This window comes from Shimia aestuarii (assembly GCF_022814865.1).
Taxonomy (GTDB): domain Bacteria; phylum Pseudomonadota; class Alphaproteobacteria; order Rhodobacterales; family Rhodobacteraceae; genus Shimia; species Shimia aestuarii_A.
Genome location: NZ_JAKVRD010000002.1, coordinates 344,213 through 369,123 on the forward strand (window position 1 = coordinate 344,213; position 24,911 = coordinate 369,123).

At 61.3% G+C, this 24,911-nt stretch carries 21 protein-coding genes and 1 tRNA gene; 14 read left to right on the top strand and 8 right to left on the bottom strand.

The window, feature by feature from the left end:
- Positions 1–15 precede the first annotated feature (15 nt).
- From MK745_RS03790 to uvrC, 10 genes are all read left to right on the top strand, one after another.
- Positions 16–92: transfer RNA gene (locus MK745_RS03790), tRNA-Arg, on the top strand.
- Between the two features lie 182 nt (positions 93–274).
- Positions 275–1,858, top strand: a complete 1,584-nt coding sequence (locus MK745_RS03795) for an ABC-F family ATP-binding cassette domain-containing protein (RefSeq protein ID WP_243611933.1) — start codon at positions 275–277, stop codon at positions 1,856–1,858.
- 84 nt (positions 1,859–1,942) lie between these two features.
- Positions 1,943–4,306, top strand: a complete 2,364-nt coding sequence (locus MK745_RS03800) for an alpha/beta fold hydrolase (RefSeq protein WP_243611934.1) — start codon at positions 1,943–1,945, stop codon at positions 4,304–4,306.
- A 94-nt stretch (positions 4,307–4,400) separates the two neighbouring features.
- Positions 4,401–5,261 (top strand): crotonase/enoyl-CoA hydratase family protein, encoded by an 861-nt coding sequence (locus MK745_RS03805; RefSeq protein ID WP_243611935.1) that lies wholly within the window; start codon positions 4,401–4,403, stop codon positions 5,259–5,261.
- A 109-nt stretch (positions 5,262–5,370) separates the two neighbouring features.
- Complete coding sequence (locus MK745_RS03810) at positions 5,371–6,297, top strand: ABC transporter ATP-binding protein (RefSeq protein WP_243611936.1); 927 nt, start codon at positions 5,371–5,373, stop codon at positions 6,295–6,297.
- Entirely contained in the window at positions 6,294–7,055 is a 762-nt protein-coding gene (locus MK745_RS03815) for an ABC transporter permease (RefSeq protein ID WP_243611937.1), read from the top strand. Before MK745_RS03810 ends, MK745_RS03815 begins: the two co-directional genes overlap by 4 nt.
- Positions 7,056–7,166: 111 nt before the next feature.
- Positions 7,167–7,964 (top strand): S49 family peptidase, encoded by a 798-nt coding sequence (locus MK745_RS03820; RefSeq protein ID WP_243611938.1) that lies wholly within the window; start codon positions 7,167–7,169, stop codon positions 7,962–7,964.
- 172 nt (positions 7,965–8,136) lie between these two features.
- Positions 8,137–9,084, top strand: a complete 948-nt coding sequence (locus MK745_RS03825; RefSeq protein ID WP_243611939.1) for a calcium/sodium antiporter — start codon at positions 8,137–8,139, stop codon at positions 9,082–9,084.
- 10 nt (positions 9,085–9,094) lie between these two features.
- Positions 9,095–9,874, top strand: coding sequence for an SDR family oxidoreductase (locus MK745_RS03830; protein ID WP_243611940.1), 780 nt, complete (start codon positions 9,095–9,097; stop codon positions 9,872–9,874).
- A gap of 294 nt (positions 9,875–10,168) precedes the next feature.
- Positions 10,169–12,043: an excinuclease ABC subunit UvrC gene (gene uvrC / locus MK745_RS03835; RefSeq protein WP_243611957.1), complete on the top strand. Its 1,875-nt coding sequence runs from the start codon at positions 10,169–10,171 to the stop codon at positions 12,041–12,043.
- Between the two features lie 122 nt (positions 12,044–12,165).
- On the opposite strand, the gene MK745_RS03840 is transcribed toward uvrC, so the two are convergent.
- Positions 12,166–14,061 (bottom strand): DEAD/DEAH box helicase, encoded by a 1,896-nt coding sequence (locus tag MK745_RS03840; protein ID WP_243611941.1) that lies wholly within the window; start codon positions 14,059–14,061, stop codon positions 12,166–12,168.
- A gap of 233 nt (positions 14,062–14,294) precedes the next feature.
- Here MK745_RS03840 and pgsA point away from each other — a divergent pair, with 233 nt between their 5' ends.
- Genes pgsA through MK745_RS03855 form a run of 3 tightly spaced genes read left to right on the top strand, consistent with a single transcriptional unit; the run spans position 14,295 to position 15,579 of the window.
- A complete protein-coding gene (gene pgsA / locus MK745_RS03845) occupies positions 14,295–14,876 on the top strand; it encodes a CDP-diacylglycerol--glycerol-3-phosphate 3-phosphatidyltransferase (protein ID WP_243611942.1) in 582 nt (193 codons plus the stop codon).
- A gap of 10 nt (positions 14,877–14,886) precedes the next feature.
- Entirely contained in the window at positions 14,887–15,132 is a 246-nt protein-coding gene (gene moaD / locus MK745_RS03850) for a molybdopterin converting factor subunit 1 (RefSeq protein ID WP_243611958.1), read from the top strand.
- A 3-nt stretch (positions 15,133–15,135) separates the two neighbouring features.
- Positions 15,136–15,579 (top strand): molybdenum cofactor biosynthesis protein MoaE, encoded by a 444-nt coding sequence (locus MK745_RS03855; protein WP_243611943.1) that lies wholly within the window; start codon positions 15,136–15,138, stop codon positions 15,577–15,579.
- A 212-nt stretch (positions 15,580–15,791) separates the two neighbouring features.
- Here MK745_RS03855 and MK745_RS03860 read toward each other — a convergent pair whose 3' ends face one another.
- From MK745_RS03860 to MK745_RS03885, 6 genes are all read right to left on the bottom strand, one after another.
- A complete protein-coding gene (locus MK745_RS03860; protein WP_243611944.1) occupies positions 15,792–16,589 on the bottom strand; it encodes an FAD binding domain-containing protein in 798 nt (265 codons plus the stop codon).
- A 14-nt stretch (positions 16,590–16,603) separates the two neighbouring features.
- A complete protein-coding gene (locus MK745_RS03865) occupies positions 16,604–18,964 on the bottom strand; it encodes a xanthine dehydrogenase family protein molybdopterin-binding subunit (RefSeq protein ID WP_243611945.1) in 2,361 nt (786 codons plus the stop codon).
- Positions 18,965–18,985: 21 nt separating this feature from the next.
- On the bottom strand, positions 18,986–19,456 hold the full coding sequence (locus MK745_RS03870; RefSeq protein WP_243611946.1) for a (2Fe-2S)-binding protein: 471 nt from the start codon (positions 19,454–19,456) through the stop codon (positions 18,986–18,988).
- Positions 19,457–19,511: 55 nt separating this feature from the next.
- Positions 19,512–19,973, bottom strand: coding sequence for a CoxG family protein (locus tag MK745_RS03875; RefSeq protein WP_243611947.1), 462 nt, complete (start codon positions 19,971–19,973; stop codon positions 19,512–19,514).
- Positions 19,974–20,052: 79 nt separating this feature from the next.
- Positions 20,053–21,276, bottom strand: a complete 1,224-nt coding sequence (locus MK745_RS03880) for a vWA domain-containing protein (protein WP_243611948.1) — start codon at positions 21,274–21,276, stop codon at positions 20,053–20,055.
- A gap of 3 nt (positions 21,277–21,279) precedes the next feature.
- Positions 21,280–22,191 (bottom strand): AAA family ATPase, encoded by a 912-nt coding sequence (locus MK745_RS03885; protein ID WP_243611949.1) that lies wholly within the window; start codon positions 22,189–22,191, stop codon positions 21,280–21,282.
- Positions 22,192–22,308: 117 nt separating this feature from the next.
- On the opposite strand from MK745_RS03885, the gene MK745_RS03890 reads away from it, so the two are divergent.
- Positions 22,309–23,229, top strand: a complete 921-nt coding sequence (locus MK745_RS03890) for an XdhC family protein (RefSeq protein ID WP_243611950.1) — start codon at positions 22,309–22,311, stop codon at positions 23,227–23,229.
- A 514-nt stretch (positions 23,230–23,743) separates the two neighbouring features.
- On the opposite strand, the gene MK745_RS03895 is transcribed toward MK745_RS03890, so the two are convergent.
- Positions 23,744–24,658 (bottom strand): hypothetical protein, encoded by a 915-nt coding sequence (locus MK745_RS03895; RefSeq protein ID WP_243611951.1) that lies wholly within the window; start codon positions 24,656–24,658, stop codon positions 23,744–23,746.
- Positions 24,659–24,911 lie beyond the last annotated feature (253 nt).

Below are 24,911 nucleotides of genomic sequence, written 5' to 3' on the forward strand. Positions count from 1 at the left end.
ATCACGCTTCACCGCGCTCTGGTAGCTCAGCTGGATAGAGTACTTGACTACGAATCAAGGGGTCGGGGGTTCGAATCCTCCCCAGAGCGCCATTTTCCTTCCCATCCAGCTTTCAGACGTTCGGTTCGCTTGAATCGGTGTGAAACTCACCCGCCTTGCAAGATCGCGGGCGCGTCCCTATTTTTCGGACAGCGCATGACAGGAGACGCAACCGCCATGGACAAGACACTCGCCGCCTTCAGCAATCTGGTTCCCCTGCGAGACGTCCTGACCCATGCCTGCATCCCTAACCCTGTCCGAGTTGTCCTTTTCCACGACTGACGGCAACCCGCTTTTCAAAGACATCAGCCTGAGTTTCGGTGCCGAGCGCACTGGTCTTGTCGGACGCAATGGCGCCGGCAAGAGCACCTTGTTGCACCTTTTGTCGGGCGACCTAAACCCAACCTCCGGACAGGTGCGTGCAACAGGCTCTGTCGCGATGATGCGTCAGGAGGCGATGGCACACGCGGACGCGACGATCGCCGATCTGTTCGGTGTGCGAGAGGCGACCGATCTCTTGGCGCGGGCCGAGGCGGGGCGGGCCTCAGTCGAGGATATGGCCGAGGCAGATTGGACCTTGCCGATGCGGCTTGAGGCGGCGCTGGTGCGCGTGGGGCTTGCGGTTCAGCCGCAGACCCCGCTCAGGGCGCTTTCCGGTGGAGAGCAAAGCCGCGCGGCGCTTGCGGCGCTTCTCTTTGCCGAGCCGGATATACTTCTTCTGGATGAGCCGACAAACAACCTCGACCGGGAGGGGCGTCAGGCGGTGTTGGAAGTGCTTCGGGGCTGGACCGGGGGCGCGATCATCGCAAGCCATGATCGCGCGCTTCTTGAAGAGATGGATGCGATTGTCGAACTCTCCTCGCTTGGTGCGGCGCGCTATGGCGGCGGCTATTCGGCATATCGCGCTTCAAAGGCGTTGGAACTTGAGGCGGCGGCGCGAGACCTGGCTCATGCAGAGCAGGCACAAAGCGAGGCCGCGCGACGGGCACAACAGGCGACAGAGCGCAAGGCGCGCACGGATCGCATGGGGCAGAGGGCCCGCGCCAAGGGGACTCAGCCCAAGATCGTTATGGACGCGGCAAAAGAGCGGTCCGAAGCCTCGGGCGGGGCGGGGAAACGCTTGCGCGAGGCGCGCCGCGAAGCAGCAGATGAGGCCGTGGAGGCAGCACGCGCGGCGATCGAGGTTTTGCAGCCGATCCATATGGAGATCGCATCGACGGGCTTGCCTTTGGGGCGGACAGTCTTGCGGGTCGATCAGGTTTCGGGCGGATACGAGACCCAGCGCCCTGTAATCCGGGGGCTGTCGCTGACTGTCACTGGGCCGGAGCGGATCGCGATCGAAGGCGCGAATGGCAGCGGGAAGACAACTCTCCTGAAGCTCATCACCGGGGCGCTTGCGCCGAGTGCGGGCGCGGTGGACCTCCGGGTGCCTTACGCACTCCTTGATCAACATGTGGGGATGCTCGCGCCGCACGAAAGCCTGCGGGATGGGTTCTTGCGGCGTAACCCGACGGCAGACCGACATATGGCGCATGAGGCGTTGGCGCGGTTTGGGTTTCGCGCAGAAGAGGCCTTGCGTCAGGTGCGCTCTTTGAGTGGAGGTGAGCGCCTGCGAGCGGGGCTTGCCTGCACGCTTGGAGGGAAGCCGCCGCCGTCGCTTCTGATCCTTGATGAACCGACCAACCACCTTGATCTTGAGGGCGTCGAAGCCTTGGAGACGGCGCTTGCCGCGTATGATGGCGCGGTGCTCGTGGTGAGCCATGATCGTGCATTCCTGCGCGCGTTGTCGCCTGACAGGGTGCTTCGCCTCGGGGCGTAGGAGCCCGCGCTCAGAGTCTCCGATGGCCAGTGTGGCGGTGCCGAAACAATGGACAAACGCGCCGGACTGCGTAAACATTTGAGTATGAAGGATATTGAGCCAGAGGTCAGCCTGGAAGCCTTGCTTGAGGCGGCGGCCCGAAAGTGGGCGGAGTGGCCTGAGAAGGTGGCGTTGACAGATGGGGCGCTCTGCCTCACCTATGCGCAATTGGACGCGCGCGCCAACCATATGGCGCGCAAGCTTGTCACGCAGGGCGCGCAGGTCGGGGATTTCGTGGGGTATCTCGGCGTGACTGGCGCGCCGTTTGTCGTCACGTTTCTGGCCTGTCTCAAGGCGGGGTTGGTGTTTCTTCCGATCAGCCCCAAGTTTCCACCGCTCAGCGTTGCCAAGATCCTTCGCACAGCGCAGGTGAAGTGCTTTGTCTCGCACCTACCCTTGCCAGACAATGTGCCCGGAGCAGTCGCGATGGAGCTGCCGCAGGGCGACATGGACGAGGTGCCGTTTGAAATCCCACCAGTGCCGGGGTCTGTGCTCTGCTTTGCAAGCAGCACCTCGGGCAGCACTGGCACCCCAAAGATCGTTGGTCACACACGCGAGTCCTTTGGTCGGGTGGCGATGCTTGATGCCGCGCAATTCGGGTTGGATGAGACTTCGGTCTTTGCGAATGCTGGCACAACATGGGCCGTCTATATCCTGGCTGCCATTGCGATCGGTGCGCGCGTGGCCTGTTATGACGTAAACGAAGGCACGCCACAGGATCTTTTGGATTGGCTGGCGGCGGAGAAGGCGACATTCTGGTATGTGTATCCGGCCTTGTTTCGCACGCTTGAGGATGCCAAGGGCGTGCTGCCCGATCTCGAGACGCTTCTGCTATGTGGTGAGGCTGTGTTCCGACGCGACTTTGAGCTCTTTGGGCGCGTCACATGTCCGGGGGCGACTTTTCTCAATGTCTATGGCCAGCAAGAGACCTTTACAGCCGCTGTCTTTAGACTCCGCAACGGTGAGACACTGACATATGAACGCGTGCCTGCGGGCGCGCCGGGCCTTGAAAACGATCTTGTCATCATCGGCGAAGACGGGCGGCCCGCCGGGTCCGAAAGCATCGGGGAGATCGTGAACCGCTCACCACGGGTCGCGCCGGGATATGTCGGCGATCCCGCGCGCACCGCGAAGGCGTTTACGCTTGGCGAAAATGGCACGTGGAGTTTCTTGACCGGGGATCTTGGCTATCTCGATGGTCAGGGCGTGCTCCACTATGTTGGTCGCAGGGATGACCAGATCAAGATTCGCAATGTGATCGTCCAGCCCTCAGATATCGAACAGGAGCTTGCACCGCATCCGGGCGTCGATACGGCGGCGGTCACGGTCAGCTATTGCGCCCGAGGATTGCCGCGTCTTGCGTGTTTCTACGAGGGAACGGTTGCGCCGGAGGTGCTCAAGGCATGGCTCGCCGAGCGTATTCCGGCGTTTATGCTGCCGCAGTTCTTCCTGTCGGTCGATGCGTTGCCGCGCACACCCACCGGGAAGCTTCAGCGGAGCAAGCTCGAGCTGCCCCAGGACCTTTCCGGGGCCCATCGCATTGCGCCGCGCACGAAGAATGAGGTGATCCTGACCGAAGTCTGGCAGCAGGTGCTTGGACATTCGGATTTCGGCACCACCGACAATTTCTTTGATGTCGGGGGCGACAGCCTTCGGGCGATGGAGCTCTTGATGCTTATCAATCAACGGCTAGGACGTCAGTTCACACTCGATCGGGTCATCCTTGCCGGGGGCACGATCGAGGCGCTCGCGGGGTTGCTTGAGCGCCCGGCGGAGCGCTCACAGCTTCGGACGCTCAAACCCGGCACCGGCGAGACACATATTGTGGCCGGGCATGTCTATGGTGGGGGCGTGACCGACTATCTCGAGATTGCGCGGGCGATGGGCGAGGGGGTGCAGGTGTCCGGTATCTGTGCCGACTATTCCCAACGTAGCCGGTCCTTTCCGGTGCGGGAAAAGGCGCAGGAAGCGGTGCAGCAAGTGCCGACAACACCGCCACCTGTTCTCATGGGGTATAGTTTCGGCGGGCGCGTGGCGTTCGAGATTGCGCACCTGCTTGGCATGGAAAGCAAGATCGTCCTCATCGACCCGATTGGGCCGTTTTCCGAAGGCTGGTATCGACGGTTTCGGGCGTGGCAGCAGGCGCGCCGAGGCGCCCCGCCCGCCCTTGGGTTCGAAGGGTTCTACAAGGGGGACTATGATTACCGCCCCGCCCGCCTCAAGACCAAGGGCGCGCTTCTCATCACCTGCAAAACGTCGCGCAAGGCGGATATCAAGGGGTGGTCGGCGGCGATTGACGGTCCGTTGGAGCATTTCGTGATGTCCGGGGACCATTGGGATATTGTGCGCCAGGCCAATGCCATCGAGATCGCGCACAAGATACAGAGGTGGCTGGCCGGCGCGGGCTGAGCGCAACGTCACACGATCTTCCTCTGGGGTGTCGGCGGATTTCCTGACAGTCTTGGTGCAACACGCAGTTGGCAAGACAGGGGAGGAGATTGCCATGGCACATGTATCCTATGAAAAAGACGGGCGCATCGGACGTATCACGCTCAACCGGCCCGAGGTGATGAACGCGATCTCGCTTGAGATGCCGGGACAGATCGCGGCGGCAGTTGCCGAGGCAGAGGCCGATCCGGAAGTGCATGTTATGGTGCTTTCCGGCGCGGGGGATGCGTTTTGCGCGGGTTACGATCTCACCGCCTTTGCCGAGGCGAAGGGGACCAACCCCGGTGTGCAAGAGATGCCTTGGGATCCGATGCAGGACTACAAATTCATGTGGCAGTTCACTCAGGATTTCATGTCTCTGTTCCGGGCAATGAAACCGGTGGTCTGCAAGGTGCACGGCTTTGCGGTTGCTGGTGGATCGGATATCGCGCTTTGCGCCGATCTCACGGTGATGAGCGAGGAGGCTGAGATCGGCTATATGCCGGCGCGGGTTTGGGGGTCGCCGACGACGCAGATGTGGGTCTATCGGCTCGGCATGGAGAAAGCCAAGCGCATGATGCTCACCGGCGATAAGATTACAGGGCGCGAGGCGGCGGATATGGGGCTTGTCCTCAAGGCGGTGCCGGAGGCCGATCTCGACGATGAGGTCGAGCGCCTTGCATCGCGTATGGCCAGCGTGCCGATCAACCAGTTGGCAATGCAGAAGATGGTTATCAACCAAGCGATCGAAGCGATGGGCCTTAACGAGACGCAGCGCCTTGCAACGCTGTTCGATGGCATCACGCGACATTCGCCCGAGGGCATGAATTTCAAGGCGCGTTCGGAAGCTGTGGGTTGGAAACAGGCCGTGCGCGAACGCGACGAGGGCACGTTCGATTGGACGCGCAACGAGGAGATCCCCAAGAGCAACCGCTAGGTCGTGACGTGGGGGCAGCGCAAATTCGCACAGGCGACCCTCTCAAAATACTCCTTTGCGCCGCCGCACTTGTTGTTATCTAAGGGGGGCGAACTGGAGGGCTTTATCTATGGGCATTGTCGAGATTGAGAACCTACGCAAGACCTATGCAGGCGGGTTCGAGGCGCTGAAAGGGGTTTCACTCAGCATTGAAGAAGGTGAGATTCTTGCGCTTCTCGGGCCGAACGGCGCGGGCAAGACGACGCTGATCTCGACGATCTGTGGTATCACGATGCCGGGAGATGGCACGGTGCGCGTCGGGGGGCATGATGTCGTCCGCGACTTCCGCGAAGCGCGGCGCATGATCGGCCTCGTGCCGCAGGAAATCCATCTTGAGCCCTTTACCAAGGTGATCGATACGGTGCGCTTCACGCGTGGTCTTTTCGGCAAGCCGAAGGACGACGCCTATATCGAGAAAATTCTGCGCCAGCTTTCGCTCTGGGATAAGCGCGATGCGCGCACACGGGAGCTTTCGGGCGGGATGAAACGGCGGGTTCTCATTGCCAAAGCCCTCGCGCATGAGCCGCGGGTTCTTTTCCTTGATGAGCCGACGGCGGGCGTAGATGTCGAGCTTCGCAAGGACATGTGGGGCGTGGTGGCCGAATTGAAATCCAGCGGTGTCACGATCATCCTTACCACGCACTACATCGAAGAGGCCGAGGCGATCGCGGATCGTGTTGGGGTCATCAACGGCGGCGAGCTTCTTCTGGTGGAAGGGAAGGACGCACTCATGAAGCGGTTCGGGCAGAAAGACCTGCATATCGAACTGACCGAGCCGATTGAGACCCTGCCTGCACCGCTCGCGGATCGGGGTTTGCGTCTGAGCGCGGATGGGCGTGTCCTAAGCTACACGTTCATTTCGACAGGCGAGCGCACAGGCATTACCTCGCTTCTCAATGACATCGCGGAGGCGGGTCTGGTGATGCGTGATATGCGCACCGAGGAGAGCAGTCTCGAAGAGATCTTCGTCTCGCTGGTCAAGGAGGGCGCGGCATGAACTGGAAAGCGATCTGGGCAATCTACACCTCTGAAATGATGCGATTTTTCCGCACGCTGGCGCAGAGCTTTCTGTCGCCGGTGCTTTCGACCTCGCTTTACTTCATCGTTTTTGGCGCCGCCATTGGGAGCCGCATCGATCAGGTCGAGGGGGTCAGCTATGGCGCCTTCATCGTGCCGGGGCTTGTCATGCTTTCGGTTATCACGCAGTCGATCACCAACGGCGCGTTTGGCATCTATTTCCCGAAATTCATCGGCACGATCTATGAGCTTCTGTCGGCGCCGGTCAACTTCCTTGAGATCGTTATCGGCTTTGTCGGGGCTGCGGCGACCAAAGCGCTTTTCATTGGGGCGGTGATCCTTGGGACATCAACGTTTTTCGTCGATCTCACGGTACAGCATCCGGTCGCCATGGTGGCATTCCTCGTCCTGACTTGCCTGAGCTTCGCGCTCTTGGGCTTTATCATCGGGATCTGGGCGCAGAACTTTGAACAGCTGCAACTTGTGCCGCTCCTGATCGTGACGCCGCTCGTTTTTCTTGGCGGCTCGTTCTATTCGATCTCGATGCTGCCGCCGTTCTGGCAGACGGTCACCATGTTCAACCCGGTGGTCTACCTGATCTCAGGTTTCCGTTGGGCGTTTTTTGGCATGGCCGATGTGCCGGTCGGGTTCAGTCTTCTTGCCATCGGGGCGTTCACGGCGATCTGTCTCGCGGCGGTTTGGTGGATATTCCGCACCGGCTGGCGCATCCGCAGCTAACGCGCAAAGACGCGGCGTCAGCGGCCGTTTGGCGGGTTATTTCGGCCACGGGGCATCTTTCCTCGTGGCCGTGCCTTGTCCTTGTGGGGGTGCGCTTATAAATGCCATGGCATGAGACGTTGGATCCCTTTCATGAAATCGCCGCCGACGGTGGCCGTTGTGCGCCTCTCGGGCACGATTGGTAGCGGAACGCGAGCGCCCCTAAGTGACGCCGCGCTTGCCCCGCTCCTTGAGAAAGCGTTTAGCCGCGGCAAACCGGCGGCTGTCGCGCTCGAGATCAATTCGCCCGGTGGGAGCCCTGTGCAATCCTCGATGATCGGCGCGCGCATTCGGCGCCTGTCGGAAGAGAAGGGCATTCCCGTGATTGCCTTTGTCGAGGACGTAGCGGCGTCTGGGGGCTATTGGCTCGCGGCGGCTGCGGATGAGATCTTTGCCGACGATAGCTCGGTCGTGGGGTCTATCGGCGTCATCTCTGCCGGGTTCGGCGCGCATATCTTCCTTAGCCGCCAAGGGATCGAACGTCGGGTGCATACGGCGGGCAGTTCCAAATCCATGATGGACCCGTTCCAGCCAGAGAAACCCGAGGACGTCAAACGCCTCAAGGGCATGCTCGAACAGATTCACGCCAATTTCATTCGTCACGTCAAAACCCGTCGCGCGGGCAAGCTCGACACGGTGCCGGAACTCTTCACCGGAGAGATCTGGATCGGGCGCCACGCGCAGGAGGTTGGCCTCATCGACGGGATCGGTCATCTTGTGCCGATGATGAAAGAGCGTTTCGGAGACAAGGTGCGCCTGCGCCGCTACGGAATGCGTCGCCCGCTCTTGCAGCGGTTCGGCGCACAGGTGGCGAGCGATGCCATCGCAGCGGTCGAAGAGCGGGCCGAGTTCGCCCGGTTCGGGCTCTGACATGATTTTCAAGATCGTCACTCTTTTCCTTGTGGGCATGGGCGTTCTCGCCATGTTTGGCAAACTCACCTACCCGGGAAAAAAGCGGCTGCAATCTGCGAAATGCCCCAAGTGCGGGCGTTACAGGATTGGAAAGGGGCCATGCCCCTGCACACAGGGGAAGGGATAGACCATGGAATGGCTTTATGCCGGTTTGGGTCTCGTCATTCTGCTTCTGGCAGGGGACACGCTGGTGCGCGGGGCGGTGAACCTTGCGCTGCGCCTTGGTATTCCGGCGTTGATCGTGAGCCTTACCATCGTTGCCTTCGGCACCTCGGCGCCAGAGCTTCTTATTTCGGTGCAGGCGGTTCTAAAGGACGTGCCTGGCATTGCGATCGGTAACGTGGTCGGCTCCAACACAGCCAACATCCTTCTGGTGCTAGGCTTCCCTGCGATGCTCACGGTGCTGCATACCTCGCATTGTGACTCGCGCGCGACCTTTATTCAGATGATTGTGTCCTCGCTGATCTTCATCGGGCTGGCCTTTCGCGGCGTGTTTGATGCGACGGCGGGGTTCGTTCTCCTCGCCGTGTTGGGCTATATCCTCTTCGTTGCATTCCGCGCCGCGCAGGCGCATCGCCGTGCCGGTATGGAAGAAGACCTTGAGGAACCGGAAGGGGCGGACCCGGATATGCCGTGGTGGAAAATCCTTGTTTTCCTTGGTCTCGGTCTGATCGGGCTGCCGCTTGGGGCGGATTTGTTGATCGACAGCGCAGAAGTGATCGCACGCGAATTCGGCATCAGTGAAGCGGCGATCGGCCTTACCCTCGTGGCACTTGGCACCTCCCTGCCAGAGCTCGCCACCACGACCATGGCGGCACTGCGCAAGCAGGCGGATGTGGCGCTTGGCAACGTGATCGGCTCGAACATGTTTAACCTCTTGGCCATCATCGGGATCGCCTCGATGGTCGGTCCGCTGCCGGTCGCACCCGAGTTCCTGCGCTTTGACCTTTGGGTGATGCTTGGGGCGTCCTTGCTCCTGATCCCCTTCGTATTCTTCAAGTGGGATATCAACCGCCCGCTCGGCGTGGTCTTGACTCTGCTCTACCTGCTCTATGTCGTAGTCGTGTTCACCTACTAGGAGAGATGGCATGACACGGGCGCTTGTGACCGGGGCGGGAAAGCGGATCGGACGGGCGCTTGCGCTCGGCTTGGCGACGCGCGGCTATGACGTTGCTGTGCACTACGCCGGATCGGCAGAGGATGCCGAGGACACAGCCGCGGAAATTCGTGCCCTCGGGCGGACCGCTGCGACATTGCGAGCCGATCTCATGCAGGAAGACGAGACGCAGGCGCTTCTCCCGGCGGCGGCGGCGGCGCTGGGCGGTCCCGTGACGGTTCTGGTCAACAACGCCTCGATCTTTGAACGCGACCAGATCGCCGATGTGAGCCGCGATAGCTGGGACCGACATATGGAAAGCAACCTGCGCGCGCCCTTCGTGCTTATGCAGGCCATGGCGGCGCAGGGGCTTCGGGCCGAACCGGACGCGGCCGGAGAGCCGATTGCCGCGGGTCTGGTGATCAATATGATCGATCAGCGCGTGCGCAAGCTCACCCCGGATTTCACCTCCTACACCCTTTCCAAGGCGGCTCTTTGGACCCTGACACAGACGGCGGCGCAAGCGCTGGCGCCTGACCTGCGGGTCAATGCCATTGGGCCGGGGCCAACCCTTCAGGGGCCGCGCCAAACAGAGGCCGATTTCGCAGCGCAACGGGCCGCAACGGTGCTTGGTCGGGGCGCCTCACCCGAAGAGATCGTCGCCGCGCTCTGCTATTTTCTGGAAGCAAAAAGCGTCACCGGGCAACTCCTTTGCGTCGATGGCGGGCAGCATCTTGGTTGGCAGACGCCGGATGCTCTCGGGGTTGAATAAAGCTGCCGTTGCGACAAGTTGTGCACGTGTGAAATGACCGTCGGAAAAGTGTTACATTTTCTTTAATGTTTTCAGTCGTTTGCAAGGGGTTGAAAAATTTTCTGTTTTAATTCAATAAGTTAAAGTTGCGCCTATTTTTTAGGCACTTCACGGAAGCGGGCTGAAAACAACAGAAAATTCCACCTCACGGAAAGTTATCGGCAGAGTTATCCACAGAAACCGTGGACATGTTTTCTCTTGCCCTTGGGGGCCGGAGATTGCAGCGGGCAGGAAAGAATCATAACCATGGACAGCATGGAACCTGGCAACGAGACCGGACAGCCTGAAGAGACCGGGCATGCGCTTATTCGAAGCTACCTGAAGACGCTGGACTCGTCTCCCGGTGTCTACCGGATGCTCGATGCGCAGGCGCGGGTGCTCTATGTCGGCAAGGCGCGGAACCTCAAGGCGCGGGTGTCGAACTATGCCCGCCCGACCGGGCATTCGCCGCGCATTTCGCGGATGATTTCGGAAACGGCGTCGATGATGTTCCTCACGACGAAGACCGAGACAGAGGCGCTGCTTCTTGAGCAGAACCTCATCAAACAGCTCAAGCCCAAATACAACGTGCTTCTGCGCGACGATAAGAGCTTTCCAAATATCCTTGTCAGCCGCGCGCATGCGTTTCCGCAGATCAAGAAGCATCGCGGCGCGAAGAAGGAGAAGGGGAGTTACTATGGCCCTTTCGCGAGCGCGGGGGCGGTCAATCGGACGCTGAGCCAGTTGCAGAAAGTGTTCTTGCTGCGCAACTGTTCGGACTCGATGTTCGAGAGCCGGACGCGGCCCTGCCTTCTCTATCAAATCAAGCGCTGTTCGGGGCCGTGCGTCGGCAAGATCAGTGAGGCGGATTACGCCGAGAGCGTGCGCGATGCGGAGCGGTTCCTTGCCGGACGATCGACGCAGATTCAGGAGACGCTCGCCAAGCAGATGCAGGCGGCGTCGGATGCGATGGAGTTCGAGCGCGCCGCCGCGTTGCGGGACCGGATTCGCGCGCTGACGCAGGTGCAGACGGTGCAGGGGATCAACCCGCGTGGTGTCACCGAGGCGGATGTGATCGCGCTTCACCTCGAGAGCGGGCAGGCCTGTGTGCAGGTGTTCTTTATCCGGGCGAACCAGAATTGGGGCAATAAGGACTACTACCCGAGGGTTGGGGAAGGGATCGAGACGGCGGAGGTGCTCGAGGCGTTTCTCGGGCAGTTCTATGACACCAAGGAGCCGCCGCGGCAGGTGCTGCTCTCGCATCCGATTGAGCATGAAGATCTCATGGTCGAGGCGCTTTCGCAGAAGGCAGGGCGAAAGGTTGAAGTTCTTGTGCCGCAGCGGGGCGAGAAGGCGGAGCTCATTGCCGGGGCGGCGCGCAATGCGCGTGAGAGCCTTGCGCGGAAGATGAGCGAGACGGCGACGCAGGCGAAACTCCTGCGCGGCATTGCGGAGGCGTTCGACCTTGATGCGCCGCCGCAACGGATCGAGGTCTACGACAACAGCCATATCCAGGGCACGAATGCCGTTGGCGGGATGATCGTCGCGGGGCCGGATGGGTTCATGAAGAACCAGTATCGCAAGTTCAATATCAAGGGCGAAAGCCTCACGCCCGGCGACGATTTCGGGATGATGAAAGAGGTGCTGACGCGGCGGTTCAAACGCCTCCTGAAAGAAGACCCGGACCGGACGCTGGGCATGTGGCCTGACCTCCTCTTGATCGATGGGGGCGCGGGGCAGGTCTCGGCTGTGGCCGAGATCATGGCCGAGCACGGGGTGGAGGATATCCCGATGGTGGGCGTCGCCAAGGGCGTCGATCGCGATCACGGCAAGGAGGAATTCCACCGGATCGGCCAGCGGCCTTTCGCGCTCCGCCGCAATGACCCGGTGCTCTATTTCATCCAGCGGATGCGCGACGAGGCGCACCGGTTCGCCATCGGCACCCATCGCGCGAAACGATCCAAGGCCGTTGGCGCGACGCCGCTTGACGATGTGCCGGGCGTCGGCGCGACGCGCAAGCGCGCGCTTCTGGCGCATTTCGGATCGGCCAAGGCCGTGGGCCGCGCCAATCTTGCCGATCTCAAGGCCGTCGAGGGAATCTCCAGCGCGCTCGCGGAGACAATCTACGACTACTTTCACGAAAAAGGGTAAACGCCCCGCACGCGCGGCGTTTGCGAGCCCAAGTCGGGGCAGGGGCGCTGCCCCTCTGCCCGCCTCATGAGGCGGGCATTCACCCCGGGATATTTATGGCAAGAGGAAGCCTTGGGCCGCGCTTAGGATTTGTGGCGTTTGGGGGCAGCATTGCCGCCCTTGCCTTTCATCGCCTTAGCAGCGGCGGCGCGGGCCTTGTTCTTCTTGCTGTTGGGTTTGCCCTTGGGCGGCGGTGGGCCTTTGGGCTTGTCGCTGCTTTTGGATTTGTGGCGCGGCTTGGCCGGGGTGACGACGCCCTCGGGGCGGGTCTGTTCCGGTTTCGGCGGACGCTTGGTGCGCGGCTTGTCGTCGTGGCGCGGGGCGTCGCCCTTGCGATGACCACCTCCCGCGTAGGGTTTGCGCGGCTTGGGCTTGCCACCAAAGGGGCGTTCGGCGGGCAGGTCGGGCGCGCCCTCAAGGCGGGCAAGGCGCGCGCCATGTTCGACGGTCATGTCCGGGCCGATCTCGGCGAGGAAGGCATCGACGCTTGTCGCGAGGATCTGGACATAGGTTTTGTCCTGCGCGACGCGGATCGCACCGATGTCATCTTTGCTCAGGCCGCCGGCTTTGCACAGCATTGGCAACACGCGGCGGGGTTCGGCCCCGGCGGCGCGACCACCATCGACCGAGAACCAGACGCTTGCGCCGAACTCAGAACGGGGGCGTGGCTTGGTGCGCTCCTGTGTTGGTTCGCTCAGCTCTTCCGGGGCGGAATGGCGATCCTTGTAGAGGCGCAGGTAAGCGGCGGCGACCTGTTCAGGCGAGAAGGCGGCGAGCAGTTTGTCGATGCTCGGCTTCTCGCTTTCGGTCACGGCATCGGACCAGACGCTCTCGGCCATCATGCGCTCTTCGTCGCGGGCGTTGACCTCATCCGCGGAAGGGGCGGCGCAATGTTCCGGCGTGAGCTTGGCGCTTTTCAGAAGGCGCTCGGCCTTGCGGCGGGCCTTGGGCGGCACGATCAGGGCGCTCACACCCTTGCGACCTGCGCGGCCGGTGCGGCCGGAGCGGTGCAACAGGGTTTCATGGCTGTTGGGGAGTTCGGCGTGCACCACGAGATCGAGGTTCGGCAGGTCGATGCCGCGCGCGGCGACATCGGTCGCGACACAGACGCGGGCGCGCCCGTCGCGCATCGCCTGAAGCGCGTGGGTGCGTTCGGCCTGGCTCAACTCGCCCGAAAGGGAGACAACGGAAAACCCCCGGTTAGAGAGGCGTGTCGTCAGGCGGTTCACCATGGCGCGCGTGTTGGCGAAAACGATGGCGTTGGGCGCCTCGTAGTAGCGCAGCACATTGATGATCGCATTTTCGGTATCGCGAGGAGAGACTTCCATCGCGCGATAGGCGATGTCGGCGTGCTGCGAGGCACCAGAGGTCGTCTGGATACGCTCCGCGTCACGCTGATAGCTCTTGGCGAGGGTGGCGATTTCGCGCGGCACGGTGGCCGAGAACAGCAGCGTCTGACGGGTTTCGGGCGCTTCGCCGAGAATGAACTCGAGGTCTTCGCGGAAGCCGAGGTCGAGCATCTCGTCGGCCTCGTCAAGGACCACGGCGCGGATCGCGGACAGGTCGATGGAGCCGCGCATGATATGGTCGCGCAGGCGGCCCGGCGTAGCGATGACAAAATGCGCCCCGCGCTCGAGGGCGCGGCGTTCGTCGCGCATGTCCATGCCGCCCACACAGGAGGCGACAACCGCGCCTGCCTTGCCATAGAGCCAGGCGAATTCGCGTTTGACCTGTAGCGCGAGCTCGCGAGTCGGGGCGATGACGAGTGCGAGGGGCGAGGCGGCACCCGGCAGCGTCTCGTCGTCGCCAAGCACGGTCGGCGCAATGGCGAGGCCGAAGCCAACGGTTTTGCCCGAGCCGGTCTGGGCCGAGACAAGGAGATCGCGGCCAATGAGATCAGGGTTGGAGACCGCCTCTTGAACGGGGGTCAGGGTATCGTATCCACGATGCGAAAGCGCATCGGCGAGAGCTTGTTTCAAGGTATTGATCACTTCGTGTTGCGGCCATCTGGGCCGGTCAGCCGCCTTGGGCCACTTACACGGGGAGATCCATGCGCAGCATTGCGGTGCAAGGCTCTGCACCTAGACTGATTGGGCGAGGATGTATAGCGGTTCTGTCGTAAACAGCGGATAGATGCTGAAAATACACAGCCCGATGCGGTGCGATTGCGAAAACGTGTTCAGCATCGGCGCGAAAGCGATTAGGAAGAGACATGACTTGGAATATCCCGAATATCCTCTCCGTGCTTCGCCTCCTCGCCGCGCCGATGGTGGCAGTGATGTTTCTTTATTTTGAAAGGCTTTATGCGGATTGGTTTGCGCTTGGTCTTTTTGTTCTCGCCTCGGTGACGGACTGGTTCGACGGCTATCTCGCCCGCGCCTGGGGGCAGGAGACGAAGATGGGCGCGATGATCGACCCGATTGCAGACAAGGCGATGGTGGTGATCGCGCTCATGGTGATCGTGGGGTATTCCTCGATGTCGCCGTGGCTTGTCCTGCCGGCGACGGTCATCATGTTCCGCGAGGTGTTTGTTTCTGGCCTGCGCGAGTTCCTTGGCGACGTGGCGGGAACGCTCAAGGTCACGAAGCTTGCCAAGTGGAAAACGGCGACGCAAATGGTTGCAATCACGTGCCTTTTTGGACAGGGCGTTTTTGAGCACCACATGGGGCCGGGCACGATTGGAGATGTCTGGACCGGCTGGGCCGGGATGATCCTGCTCTGGATCGCGGCGGTGCTTACGGGGATCACGGGCGTGGATTACTTCCTCAAGGCGCGCGCCCATCTGGAGGACTGAAGCGATGACGATCACGGTGCTTTACTTTGCATGGGTCCGCGAACGGATCGGTTTGCCGCGCGAGACGGTGGAAACCGAAGCGGCGACAGTGGCCGATCTCGTTGCTGAGCTTTGCACAGGCGAAGAGCGCTATGCTGCTGCTTTTGCTGATCTTTCTGCGTTGCGGGTGGCTTTGGATCAGGAGCTTTCCGACTTTGATGCGCCGCTCGAGGGTGTGCGGGAAGTGGCGTTTTTCCCACCGATGACGGGGGGCTGACCCATGCGGATCGTGGTGCAGGAGGCGCCGTTCGACTTTGGGGCCGAGGCGCAGGATTTTGCCAGCGGCCATACCGACATGGGCGCCATAGTGACCTTTACCGGCGTGGTGCGCGATATCGCGGGCGACCGGCTTGATCGGATGGTCATCGAACACTATCCGGGGATGACGGAAAAGGCGCTCGAGGGGATCGCCGAAGAGGCGGTAAGCCGTTGGAATCTCGGCGATGTTTTGGTGATTCACCGCTATGGCGACCTACGTCCTGGCGACATGATCATGATGGTTGCCACCGCCGCACCGCACCGCAAGGATGCGTTTGAAGCGGCGGAATATCTCATGGATTACCTGAAGTCCCGCGCGCCGTTCTGGAAGCAGGAATTCACCTCAGATGGGGGGAAATGGGTTGCCGCGAAGGACGAGGACGAGGATGCGCTCAGCCGCTGGTAGGCGGGCGCCTTAAGACTCTTCCCGAATCACCCTCAAATCCCTTGGTGAACGGCCAAAAGGGCGGTCTGTAACGCGTCGGTATCACGTCGGTATTGCGTCTGTCTGAGGGGCGGAACGGCCATGTGTTGACGGGGCGTGCGTCGGTTAAGGCACCGTGCACCGTTACCAATAGATTAAACCGCGCGCCGCCCAAAAAGCGGCGCGCGGATTGGTTAGGCGGCCGAGGTGACGGCGCGGGCGGCCATGACCCGGATCAGGTTGGCACGGTAGCCTGCGGCGCCGTGGATATCGGACATCAAGCCCTCGGCGGGCACGTCAGCACCCTTGGCCGAAGCTTCGGAGAAGTCTGCGGCCAGCGCGGCTTCGAGCGCTTCACTCCGGAACACGCCGTCTTCGCCTGCGCCTGTCACGGTGACGCGGACGCCATCCGCCGTCTTGGCCACGAAGACCCCGACCAGCGCATAGAGCGAGGCCGGTTGCGGGAACTTGCTATAGCCCGCGGCCTCGACCTTGGGGAACTTGACGGCGGTGATGATCTCATCCTCGTCAAGCACCGTGGCAAAGAGCCCGTCGAAGAAGTCGTCCGCCGCGATCTCGCGTTTGGAGGTCACGACCGTCGCCCCGAGGGCCAGAAGCGCAGCTGGATAGTCGGCAGCGGGATCGTTGTTGGCGACCGAGCCTCCGATGGTGCCTGCGTTGCGCACGGCGGGATCGCCGATCCCTGCGGCCAGACAGGCCAGCGCGGGCGAATGTTTCTGCACATCGGCGCTACTGGCCACTTCGGCGTGGGTTGTGGCCGCGCCGATGGTGAGCGTGTTGCCGTCGACAGACACACCCACCATGCCGTCGATCGCGCGAATGTCCACGAGATCGGAGGGCGCGGCGAGGTGCTGCTTCATCGTTGGCAGAAGGGTTTGCCCCCCTGCCAAGACCTTGGCCTCGTCGGAGGCTCCGAGTGCTTTGACGGCCTCGTCGATACTTGCGGCCTTGAGATATTTTGTCGGATACATGCCTTGGTCCTCCCTTACTCTGCCGCCTGAGCAGCCGAGACTGCCTGAAGCGCGTTCCAGACGTTTTGCGGCGTCGCTGGCATGGCCAGATCGTTGTTGCCGATCGCGTCGGTGATGGCGTTGATGACGGCAGGTGGCGAGCCGATGGCCCCTGCCTCGCCGCAGCCCTTCATACCGAGCGGGTTGCCGGGGCAAACCGTCGACGCATGATGCACCGAGAAGTTCGGCAGGTCTGCCGCGCGCGGCATGGTGTAGTCCATGTAGGACCCTGTGATGAGCTGGCCGTCGTCATCATAGATCACCTGTTCCAGCATGGCCTGACCGATGCCCTGGGCGAGACCGCCGTGCACCTGTCCTTCGACGATCATCGGGTTGATGATGGTGCCGAAATCGTCGGAGGCCGTGAACTGAACCACCTCCGTGACGCCGGTCTCGGGATCCACTTCGACCTCGCAGATATATGTCCCTGCGGGGAAGGTGAAGTTGGAGGGGTCGTAGAAGGCGCTTTCCTTCAGACCCGGCTCCATATCTGGCGGCAGGTTGTGGGCCGTGTAGGCGGCCAAGCCAATCTCGTGCCAGCCCAAGGCCTTGTCGGTGCCAGCCACTTTGACCTCGCCACCTTCGATGACGATATCGTCTTCGGAGGCTTCGAGCTGGTGCGCTGCGATCTTGCGGACCTTGGCCTCGACCTTGTCCATCGCCTTGACGATGGCCGACATGCCGACCGCGCCCGAACGCGAGCCATAGGTGCCCATGCCGAACTGGACCTTGTCGGTGTCGCCATGGACGATCGAGACATTGTCGATTGGCAGATCAAAGCGTTCGGCAACGATCTGGGCGAAGGTTGTCTCGTGGCCTTGGCCGTGGCTGTGCGAGCCTGTCAGGATCTCGATGGTGCCGACCGGGTTCACGCGCACTTCGGCGCTTTCCCAAAGGCCGACGCCCGCCCCGAGACCGCCCACCGCCGCCGAGGGCGCGATGCCGCAGGCTTCGATGTAGCAAGAATAGCCAAGCCCACGCAGTTTGCCGCGTTTGGCCGCCTCTTCCTTGCGCTTGGCAAAGCCGGCAACGTCTGCGGCGGCTTCGGCCTGGGCGAGGTTGGCGTCAAAGTCACCCGAGTCGTAGGTCATGATCACGGGCGTTTCGTGCGGGAATTCCTTGACGAAGTTCTTCGCGCGGAGCTCTGCCGGTTTCATGCCCATCTCGCGCGCGGCCGTCTCCATCATCCGTTCGATGAGGTAGCAGGCCTCGGGACGTCCGGCGCCACGATAGGCATCTACCGGGACCGTGTTGGTATAGACCGCCCGCACATTGGCGTGCAGGTTCTGGATGTCATACTGTCCCGAAAGCAGCGTGGCATAGAGATAGGTCGGCACCGAGCTTGAGAAGAGCGACATGTAAGCACCAAGGTTGGCGATCGTGTCGACCTTGAAGCCGGTGATTTTGCCATTCTCGTCAAAGCCCATTTTGGCCGTCGAGATATGATCGCGCCCGTGTGCGTCGGTGATGAAGGCTTCGGAACGGTCGGCTGTCCATTTGACCGAGCGGTTCGTCTTCATCGAAGCCCAGAGGCAGGTGATCTCTTCGGGGTAGATATAAATCTTGGCCCCGAAACCACCACCCACATCCGGCGCAATGACGCGCAGCTTGTGTTCGGGGGCGACGTTGTAGAACGCGCTCAGAACGAGGCGGGCCACGTGCGGGTTCTGCGAGGTGGTGTAGAGCGTGTAATGCTCCTCGGCCTCGTCATAGGTCGCCACCGCCGAGCGCGGTTCCATCGGGTTGGGCGAGAGGCGATTGTTGGTGATCTCCATCTCGGTGATGTGTTTGGCTGCCGCGAGGCCCGCGTCGGCCTTGGCCGCGTCGCCGATGTCCCAGTCGTAGATCAGGTTGCCCTCGGCTTCGTCGTGAATTTGCGGCGCGCCCTCGGCGAGCGCCTTGTCGGCAAAGGCCACGACGGGCAGTTCTTCATACTCGACCTCGACAGCCTCGGCGGCGAGGCGCGCTTGCTGTTGCGTATCGGCGATGACAACGGCCACTGCGTCGCCGACATAGCGGACCTTCTGGGTTGCCAGAGCCGACCAGGCGCCCATCTTCATCGGGGTGCCGTCCTTGGACGTCACGGCCCAGCCGCAGATGATATTGCCGATGCCATCGCCAGTAAGCTGATGGCCGTCGAGCACATCGACAACGCCTTCCATCGCGAGCGCGGCGGATTTGTCGATGCTCTTTACATTCGCATGCGCAACAGGGCTGCGCACAAAGGCCGCGTAGGCCTGATTTTCCATCCGCACATCATCGGTATATTTGCCTTTGCCGGTGATGAAACGCTTGTCTTCCTTGCGTTTGACGCGGGCACCAATTCCAGTTGTCATGTCGTGGTCCTCCCTTGCCAGTTACATTTTCGAGGCTGCGTCTTCGACAGCCTTGACGATATTGTGGTAGCCCGTGCAGCGGCAGATATTGCCTTCGAGTTCGTGGCGGATGGCCTCTTGGGTCAACTCGCGGCCCTCGGCCTTGTAGCGGTTGACCATGTCGACACCCGTCATGATCATTCCCGGCGTGCAGAAGCCGCATTGCAGACCGTGGTGTTCGTTGAAGGCCTCTTGCATCGGGTGCAGCCCGCCGTTCGCGAGCCCCTCGATGGTTGTCACGTCGGCGCCGTCAGTGGCCGCCGCGAGTGTGGTGCAGGATTTCACGGCCTTGCCGTTGACATGCACGACGCAGGCGCCGCACTGGGACGTGTCACAGCCGATATGCGTGCCTGTCAGACGCAGGTTTTCGCGCAGGAACTCGGACAAGAGCGTCTCGTCCGATACCTCGCGCGAGACGGCCTTGCCGTTCACGGTCATCTTTACTTTGGTCATTTGGTCCTCCCTTTTGAACGGCCTCCCAACCGTTCTCAATCGTTATAGACTCCGCCTAGCCCTCCTCTGGCTCTGCAGGCCCGTTTAAGTGTTCTTGGAAATTGTCGAAAAACTTGCCGGCCAGCTTCTTGGCGGTCGCATCAATCAGGCGGCTGCCGAGGCGGGCAAGCTTGCCACCGACCTGGGCATGGGCCTCATAGCGCAGAAGCGTGCCTTCGGGCACGTCCTCGAGCGTGACATTGGCCCCGCCCTTGGCAAAGCCCGCAACGCCGCCCTGGCCTTCGCCCTGGATGGTGTAGCTTTTGGGCGCGTCAATGTTCTGCAACTCGACCGCGCCTTTGAACGTCGCTTTCACCGGGCCGATCTTTTGCTTCACCACCGCCTCCATGGTGGTGTCAGAGGTCTGTTCCAGCTCTTCGCATCCGGGGATGCAGGCCCGCAGCACATCAACATCGTTGAGCGCGGCCCAAACATCGTCTCGGGACGCGGCAATCGTGTGTTCACCCGTCATATCCATGGGGAAGTCCGCAGCCTTTCTGTTCGCATGTCATGAGTGTTAGACGCAGAACGATTCGAGGCAAGCTTTTGTTTTCGTGTCAAAGTTGCGAGAGAAATAAGGGCTTCTGCGAGGGTCCGCCAAGCGCAGCGGTCAGATCTTCGAGGCTGTCGAGGTTGTGACAGGCATGAAAACTGCTCACCAAGGGCAGCAGGGTTCGCACCCCCGCCGCCTTTGGCGCGAAGCCATCAAATCGCAAAAGTGGGTTGAGCCAGACAAGCCGTTTGCAGGAAAGCGCGAGGCGTTCAGCTTCCTTGGCAAGGGTCTCGGTGCCGCCGGTTTCAAGCCCGTCCGTGATCAACAGAACCACCGCGCCCTGTCCCAAGACACGGCGAGACCAATGCTTGTTGAAGGCGTGCAGCGCATCGCCAAGGCGGGTGCCGCCCTGCCAGTCGGGCGCGTCATGGCCCACAGCCTTCAGGGCATCATCGACGTCGCGCTGATGCAGGGCGCGGCTGATGTTGGTGAGTTGGGTGCCCATGGTGAACCCGTGCACATGGCCCCAGCCGGCGTTCGGCGCCCAGACGAGGCTATGCAGGAAGTGCATCATCATCCGCGCATAGGCCGACATCGATCCCGAGATATCGCAGAGCACCACGAGGTTCAGCGGGCGGCTGCGCGGCGCCTTTTTGGGTAGGGCGGTGAATTCCCCGCCCTTGCGCAACGCATCACGCAACATGGCGCGGGCATCGGGCCTGTGGCCGAGGTGCGACGCGGCCATGCGGCGAGTCTTGAGCGGCGGGGCCGGCAGGCGCAGCTTGGCAATCGCGGCGGCGGCTTCGGCCTCTTCGGCGGTGCTCATCTGCTCGAAATCGAGGCTGCGAAGCACCTCGGTGCGCGAAAGGCTCATCTGGGCATCAAGCTCGAGCATGTCCCGTTCGGGCGCATCTTCGGGGGGCTCGTCTGCCCCTTCGTTTAACGCCTCTTCGGCGCGGCGCTGGGCGGCTTTGGCTTCTGGGGTATCCTGTCCCATGGTCTGTAGGAGCGGCAGCATGGAGCGCACCATCTTTTGCAGGAACTCGGGATCGCGCCAGAACATGGTAAAGACCTGATGGAAGGTCTCGAACTCATTGGGGCGGACGGTGAGCGTCGCTTTCAACGTGTTGTAGAAATCGTCCCGCCGGGTAAATCCCGCCGCTTCCACGGCTTCGATGGCAGAGAGCACCTGTGCCGGGCCAACCTTGAGCCCCGCCTTGCGCAGGGCGCGGGCGAAATGGATCACGTTTTCCGCCAGCTTGCCTTCGGTGTCGGGCAGCGCGTGCATGGATTATTCGGCAGCCAGCGTGGCGCGTGCCTCGTCGAGAAGCCGCGCCGTCTCGGAGCCGGTGATCTTGGCGATGTCGTCTTGATACTTGAGCAAGGCGCCAAGCGTGTCCGAGACCACATCAGGCGTAATCGAAACCGCATCCAACGCGATGAGGCAGCGCGCCCAGTCGATCGCTTCGGCAACGCCGGGTGTCTTGAACATGTCTTCGCCGCGCAGCGCGTGTACGAAGGCGACCACCTCGCGGGTCAGGCGCTCGGAACATTCCGGCAGGCGCGCCTTGAGGATTTCGACCTCGCGTTCGAACGCGGGATAGTCGACCCAGTGATAGAGGCAGCGGCGCTTTAGCGCGTCATGCACTTCGCGGGTGCGGTTCGACGTGAGGATGACTATCGGCGGCTCTGCGGCCTTGATCGTGCCAAGCTCGGGGATCGTCACCTGAAAGTCAGACAGCGCCTCGAGGAGGAAGGCTTCGAACGGTTCGTCGGTGCGGTCCAATTCGTCGATAAGCAAGACGGGCGGGCCGTCTTGCTGTGGTTCAAGTGCTTCGAGAAGCGGGCGCTTGATCAGATAGTCTTCGGAGAACAGCTCGGTTTGCAGAGCCTTGCGGTCAGCGGTGCCTGCTGCTTCGGCGGTGCGGATGGCGACCATCTGGGCCGAGAAATTCCATTCATAGAGCGCCGAGGCGGCATCAAGCCCCTCGTAGCATTGCAGCCGGATAAGGCGCCGCCCCAGCGCCGAAGCCAGCGCCTTGGCGATCTCCGTCTTGCCGGTGCCGGCCTCGCCCTCGAGAAAGAGCGGCTTGCCAAGCTTGAGCGAAAGATAGGCCACCGTGCCCAAGGCGCGGCCGCAGACATAGTTCTCCTCGGCGAGAAGGGCGATGGTGTCGTCGATTGAGGCGGGGAGTGCGGCCATGTGGGATTTTCTATTGCTTCAGGTCCGCGCTCATTAGAACAGCCGAGCACGCTCGTGTCTATCTTGCACCGGGGGCGGCACATGCTAGGCTGTCACGTCACTACGTTGGAGAGGTCCATGAGCGTTCCCGCCCTTGATGCAAGTTCGGTGATCGAGCCGATCCGGTCGCTGAGCGAGGCGCGCGGTGTCTTGGCCGTGGTGACGCGGATCGACGGGCCGTCTTATCGCCCTCTGGGTGCCATGATGGCCGTCTTGGACGATGGCCGTCGTGTCGGCACGCTGTCCTCGGGATGTGTCGAAGCCGATATTGCGCTTCATGCGATGAAAGCCCTTGAGAACGGGACGCCGGTCTCGGTTGTCTATGGCAAGGGATCGCCCTTTGCCGATATCACCTTGCCCTGTGGCGGGGGGCTGGAGATCTTGCTGGTGCCCGAGCCGGAGACCGATGTTCTGATCGCGCTGATCGCGCAGCACTCGGCCCGTCAGCATACCGCGCTCGAGATCGACGCGCGGCGCGGAACTGTCGCGATTGTGCCATCCGGCGAGACCGGTTGGCGCGGCGAGATGTTCACCGTCGCCATCGACCCCGAGTTGGCTTTTTACGTCTTCGGCAAGGGGCCCGAGGCGATCACCTTTGCGGGGCTTGTGCATGCGGCGGGGTATCCGAGCGTTTTGCTTTCGCCGGAGGAGGAGACGCTGGAGATTGCGCGGGCGGCGGGGTGTGAGACGCGGCATCTGACGGCGGCGAAATTCCCTGCGGACCTTCACCCTGACGAGATGTCGGCGGTCTTGCTGTTCTTCCACGACCACGATTGGGAGCCGCCGATCCTTGCCTCGGCGCTGGAAACCGAGGCGTTCTATATCGGCGCGCAAGGCAGCCAGCGCGCCGCCGAGATGCGGCGTAACGAATTGACATTGCTTGGTGTTTCCGCAGACGCACTGGCCCGGGTGCGGGGGCCGATCGGCCTTATCCCCTCTGTGCGCGACGCCCGCAAACTGGCCGTGAGCGTCCTCGCGGATGTGCTGAACGAAGCCTGACGCCACCCCGACCCAACCCATCGCAAGCCGCGTGCGCCCGCCGTTAAGACTTGCCCCGAATCACCCTGAAACCCCTAGTTAACAGCCAAAATGGGGGGCTGTATCGCGTCGGTATTACGTCGGTATTGCGTCGGTGTGGGGGGTGAAATGGCGATGTGTTGACGGGGCGTGCGGTGGTTACCGCATCGTGCCGGGTTAATGGGAGGTTAAGGGCCGTTTCGCCCGGAATGGCAACAAAGTTGCCCGGGCCTGCGCCGAACCGTCCCGGCGGTCAGGCGCATCTGCACCCGCGCGCTTCGCTCTGATCTGTGCCGGATTTGGCGACCATAAAGTGCCAGGTTCAGAGGTCGCAGCGCCTGCCCACGGCCCGGCGCACGCCCTATGGTTTTGGAGGGATGTGGGGGGCGGTGTAGCAAGCGGTGTTAGATGCGGAGCGTGGCGAGGGGGGGGGAAGTCGAAGTGACCGATGTTGCGCGGTGAACGAACGTCGTCTGCCCATCCTTCCGTACGCCGATCATAGCTCTTGGCTGTCTGGTCCCGGAGCTTGAGGAATCGGATCAATAGGAACTTCCCCTTCTCGCGGCCAGCATTCAAAGTCTCTATCCAAAAAGAAAAGCGCTTCTACATCAAACCTTCTTTCTCTAGCTGAATAGTTTTCAACAACTGGCGTGAGACCTATCTGGCCCAAACGACCCTTTTCGCTTAACGTACTCATTCTATTTCCAGCCCGAACGGCTTCATCACAGCTACCATAAACAACACTAAGTGAAATCAATCCAGACCACGGCGCGCCTGGCACAAGCCGGAGCCTAATTTGCTGGCGATTATTCTCAGTCCAAATGATGTTTCCAAACTGGGCTTGGGCGCGCCGATAATCCTCAGTTTCTCTGAATGCACGGGAGACATTATCGAGCGCGAACTCTTTGCTGCTTGTGTACCAGTTTAGCATTTCGTCTTTAAGCGTGTAACGCCAACCCGATACTATCGCGGGCGCCCCCGTAACCATCAGCTTCGGATAAATCTTCGCTTTTAGTAGAGCACGACCATTACTTAATTCAGATATGTTAAAGTAAAAGACGAGGATGTCGGGGTTGCCTGGTTCGATCCTTCCCCATTCTAGGCTTTCAGGCCTTGTTGTGCCTGCAAGAGCCCTTACTTCGTTTTTTGACTCTTGAATTACTTCGTCTGCCCTGTAGTAGGATACGGTGTTTGCAACTAGCGCACCAAAAAGAATAAGTGTCCACGAACCGAGCGCCCATCGTAAATAACAGGTCGCAGTGGTTGCGGATTTGGCTAGCTTTTCCTCTCTTGCATCTAAAGCAGCAACACGATCTCTCATTGTGTCGACTATTCCAGAAAGATACCTAATAGTCGCCTTGGAATCACTAGATAGAATTTCTTGATCATTCCCTTCCTTTGGAATCGCCATGAAGTATCCTTCAAGTTTGTGCTCGCCATGCAATCGTAGGCTATGCGGGGTCAGGGGTGGGTCGGATCATACTAAGGGTTCTCAAAACCTTCAGTAAAGGGGCTATTGGACGGAGAATCAGAGTTTACCAACTTGAATGGTAAAGAGGGCACTGGCGAGTGCCAAAGAGAATGCGCACTTTGTCCCGCAAGCCTGCCCTCAACGCCGACAACCGTGAACTCCCCCCATAGCCTTCCCCCACATCCCCCGATAC

What these genes read in the sequence shown, in the direction of transcription:
- MK745_RS03795 (WP_243611933.1), top strand. Translation starts at nt 275, where the DNA reads ATGCCTGCATCCCTAACCCTGTCCGAGTTGTCCTTTTCCACGACTGAC.
- MK745_RS03800 (WP_243611934.1), top strand. Translation starts at nt 1,943, where the DNA reads ATGAAGGATATTGAGCCAGAGGTCAGCCTGGAAGCCTTGCTTGAGGCG.
- MK745_RS03805 (WP_243611935.1), top strand. Translation starts at nt 4,401, where the DNA reads ATGGCACATGTATCCTATGAAAAAGACGGGCGCATCGGACGTATCACG.
- MK745_RS03810 (WP_243611936.1), top strand. Translation starts at nt 5,371, where the DNA reads ATGGGCATTGTCGAGATTGAGAACCTACGCAAGACCTATGCAGGCGGG.
- MK745_RS03815 (WP_243611937.1), top strand. Translation starts at nt 6,294, where the DNA reads ATGAACTGGAAAGCGATCTGGGCAATCTACACCTCTGAAATGATGCGA.
- MK745_RS03820 (WP_243611938.1), top strand. Translation starts at nt 7,167, where the DNA reads ATGAGACGTTGGATCCCTTTCATGAAATCGCCGCCGACGGTGGCCGTT.
- MK745_RS03825 (WP_243611939.1), top strand. Translation starts at nt 8,137, where the DNA reads ATGGAATGGCTTTATGCCGGTTTGGGTCTCGTCATTCTGCTTCTGGCA.
- MK745_RS03830 (WP_243611940.1), top strand. Translation starts at nt 9,095, where the DNA reads ATGACACGGGCGCTTGTGACCGGGGCGGGAAAGCGGATCGGACGGGCG.
- uvrC (WP_243611957.1), top strand. Translation starts at nt 10,169, where the DNA reads ATGGAACCTGGCAACGAGACCGGACAGCCTGAAGAGACCGGGCATGCG.
- pgsA (WP_243611942.1), top strand. Translation starts at nt 14,295, where the DNA reads ATGACTTGGAATATCCCGAATATCCTCTCCGTGCTTCGCCTCCTCGCC.
- MK745_RS03855 (WP_243611943.1), top strand. Translation starts at nt 15,136, where the DNA reads ATGCGGATCGTGGTGCAGGAGGCGCCGTTCGACTTTGGGGCCGAGGCG.
- MK745_RS03860 (WP_243611944.1), bottom strand. Translation starts at nt 16,589, where the DNA reads ATGTATCCGACAAAATATCTCAAGGCCGCAAGTATCGACGAGGCCGTC.
- MK745_RS03865 (WP_243611945.1), bottom strand. Translation starts at nt 18,964, where the DNA reads ATGACAACTGGAATTGGTGCCCGCGTCAAACGCAAGGAAGACAAGCGT.
- MK745_RS03870 (WP_243611946.1), bottom strand. Translation starts at nt 19,456, where the DNA reads ATGACCAAAGTAAAGATGACCGTGAACGGCAAGGCCGTCTCGCGCGAG.
- MK745_RS03875 (WP_243611947.1), bottom strand. Translation starts at nt 19,973, where the DNA reads ATGGATATGACGGGTGAACACACGATTGCCGCGTCCCGAGACGATGTT.
- MK745_RS03880 (WP_243611948.1), bottom strand. Translation starts at nt 21,276, where the DNA reads ATGCACGCGCTGCCCGACACCGAAGGCAAGCTGGCGGAAAACGTGATC.
- MK745_RS03885 (WP_243611949.1), bottom strand. Translation starts at nt 22,191, where the DNA reads ATGGCCGCACTCCCCGCCTCAATCGACGACACCATCGCCCTTCTCGCC.
- MK745_RS03890 (WP_243611950.1), top strand. Translation starts at nt 22,309, where the DNA reads ATGAGCGTTCCCGCCCTTGATGCAAGTTCGGTGATCGAGCCGATCCGG.
- MK745_RS03895 (WP_243611951.1), bottom strand. Translation starts at nt 24,658, where the DNA reads ATGGCGATTCCAAAGGAAGGGAATGATCAAGAAATTCTATCTAGTGAT.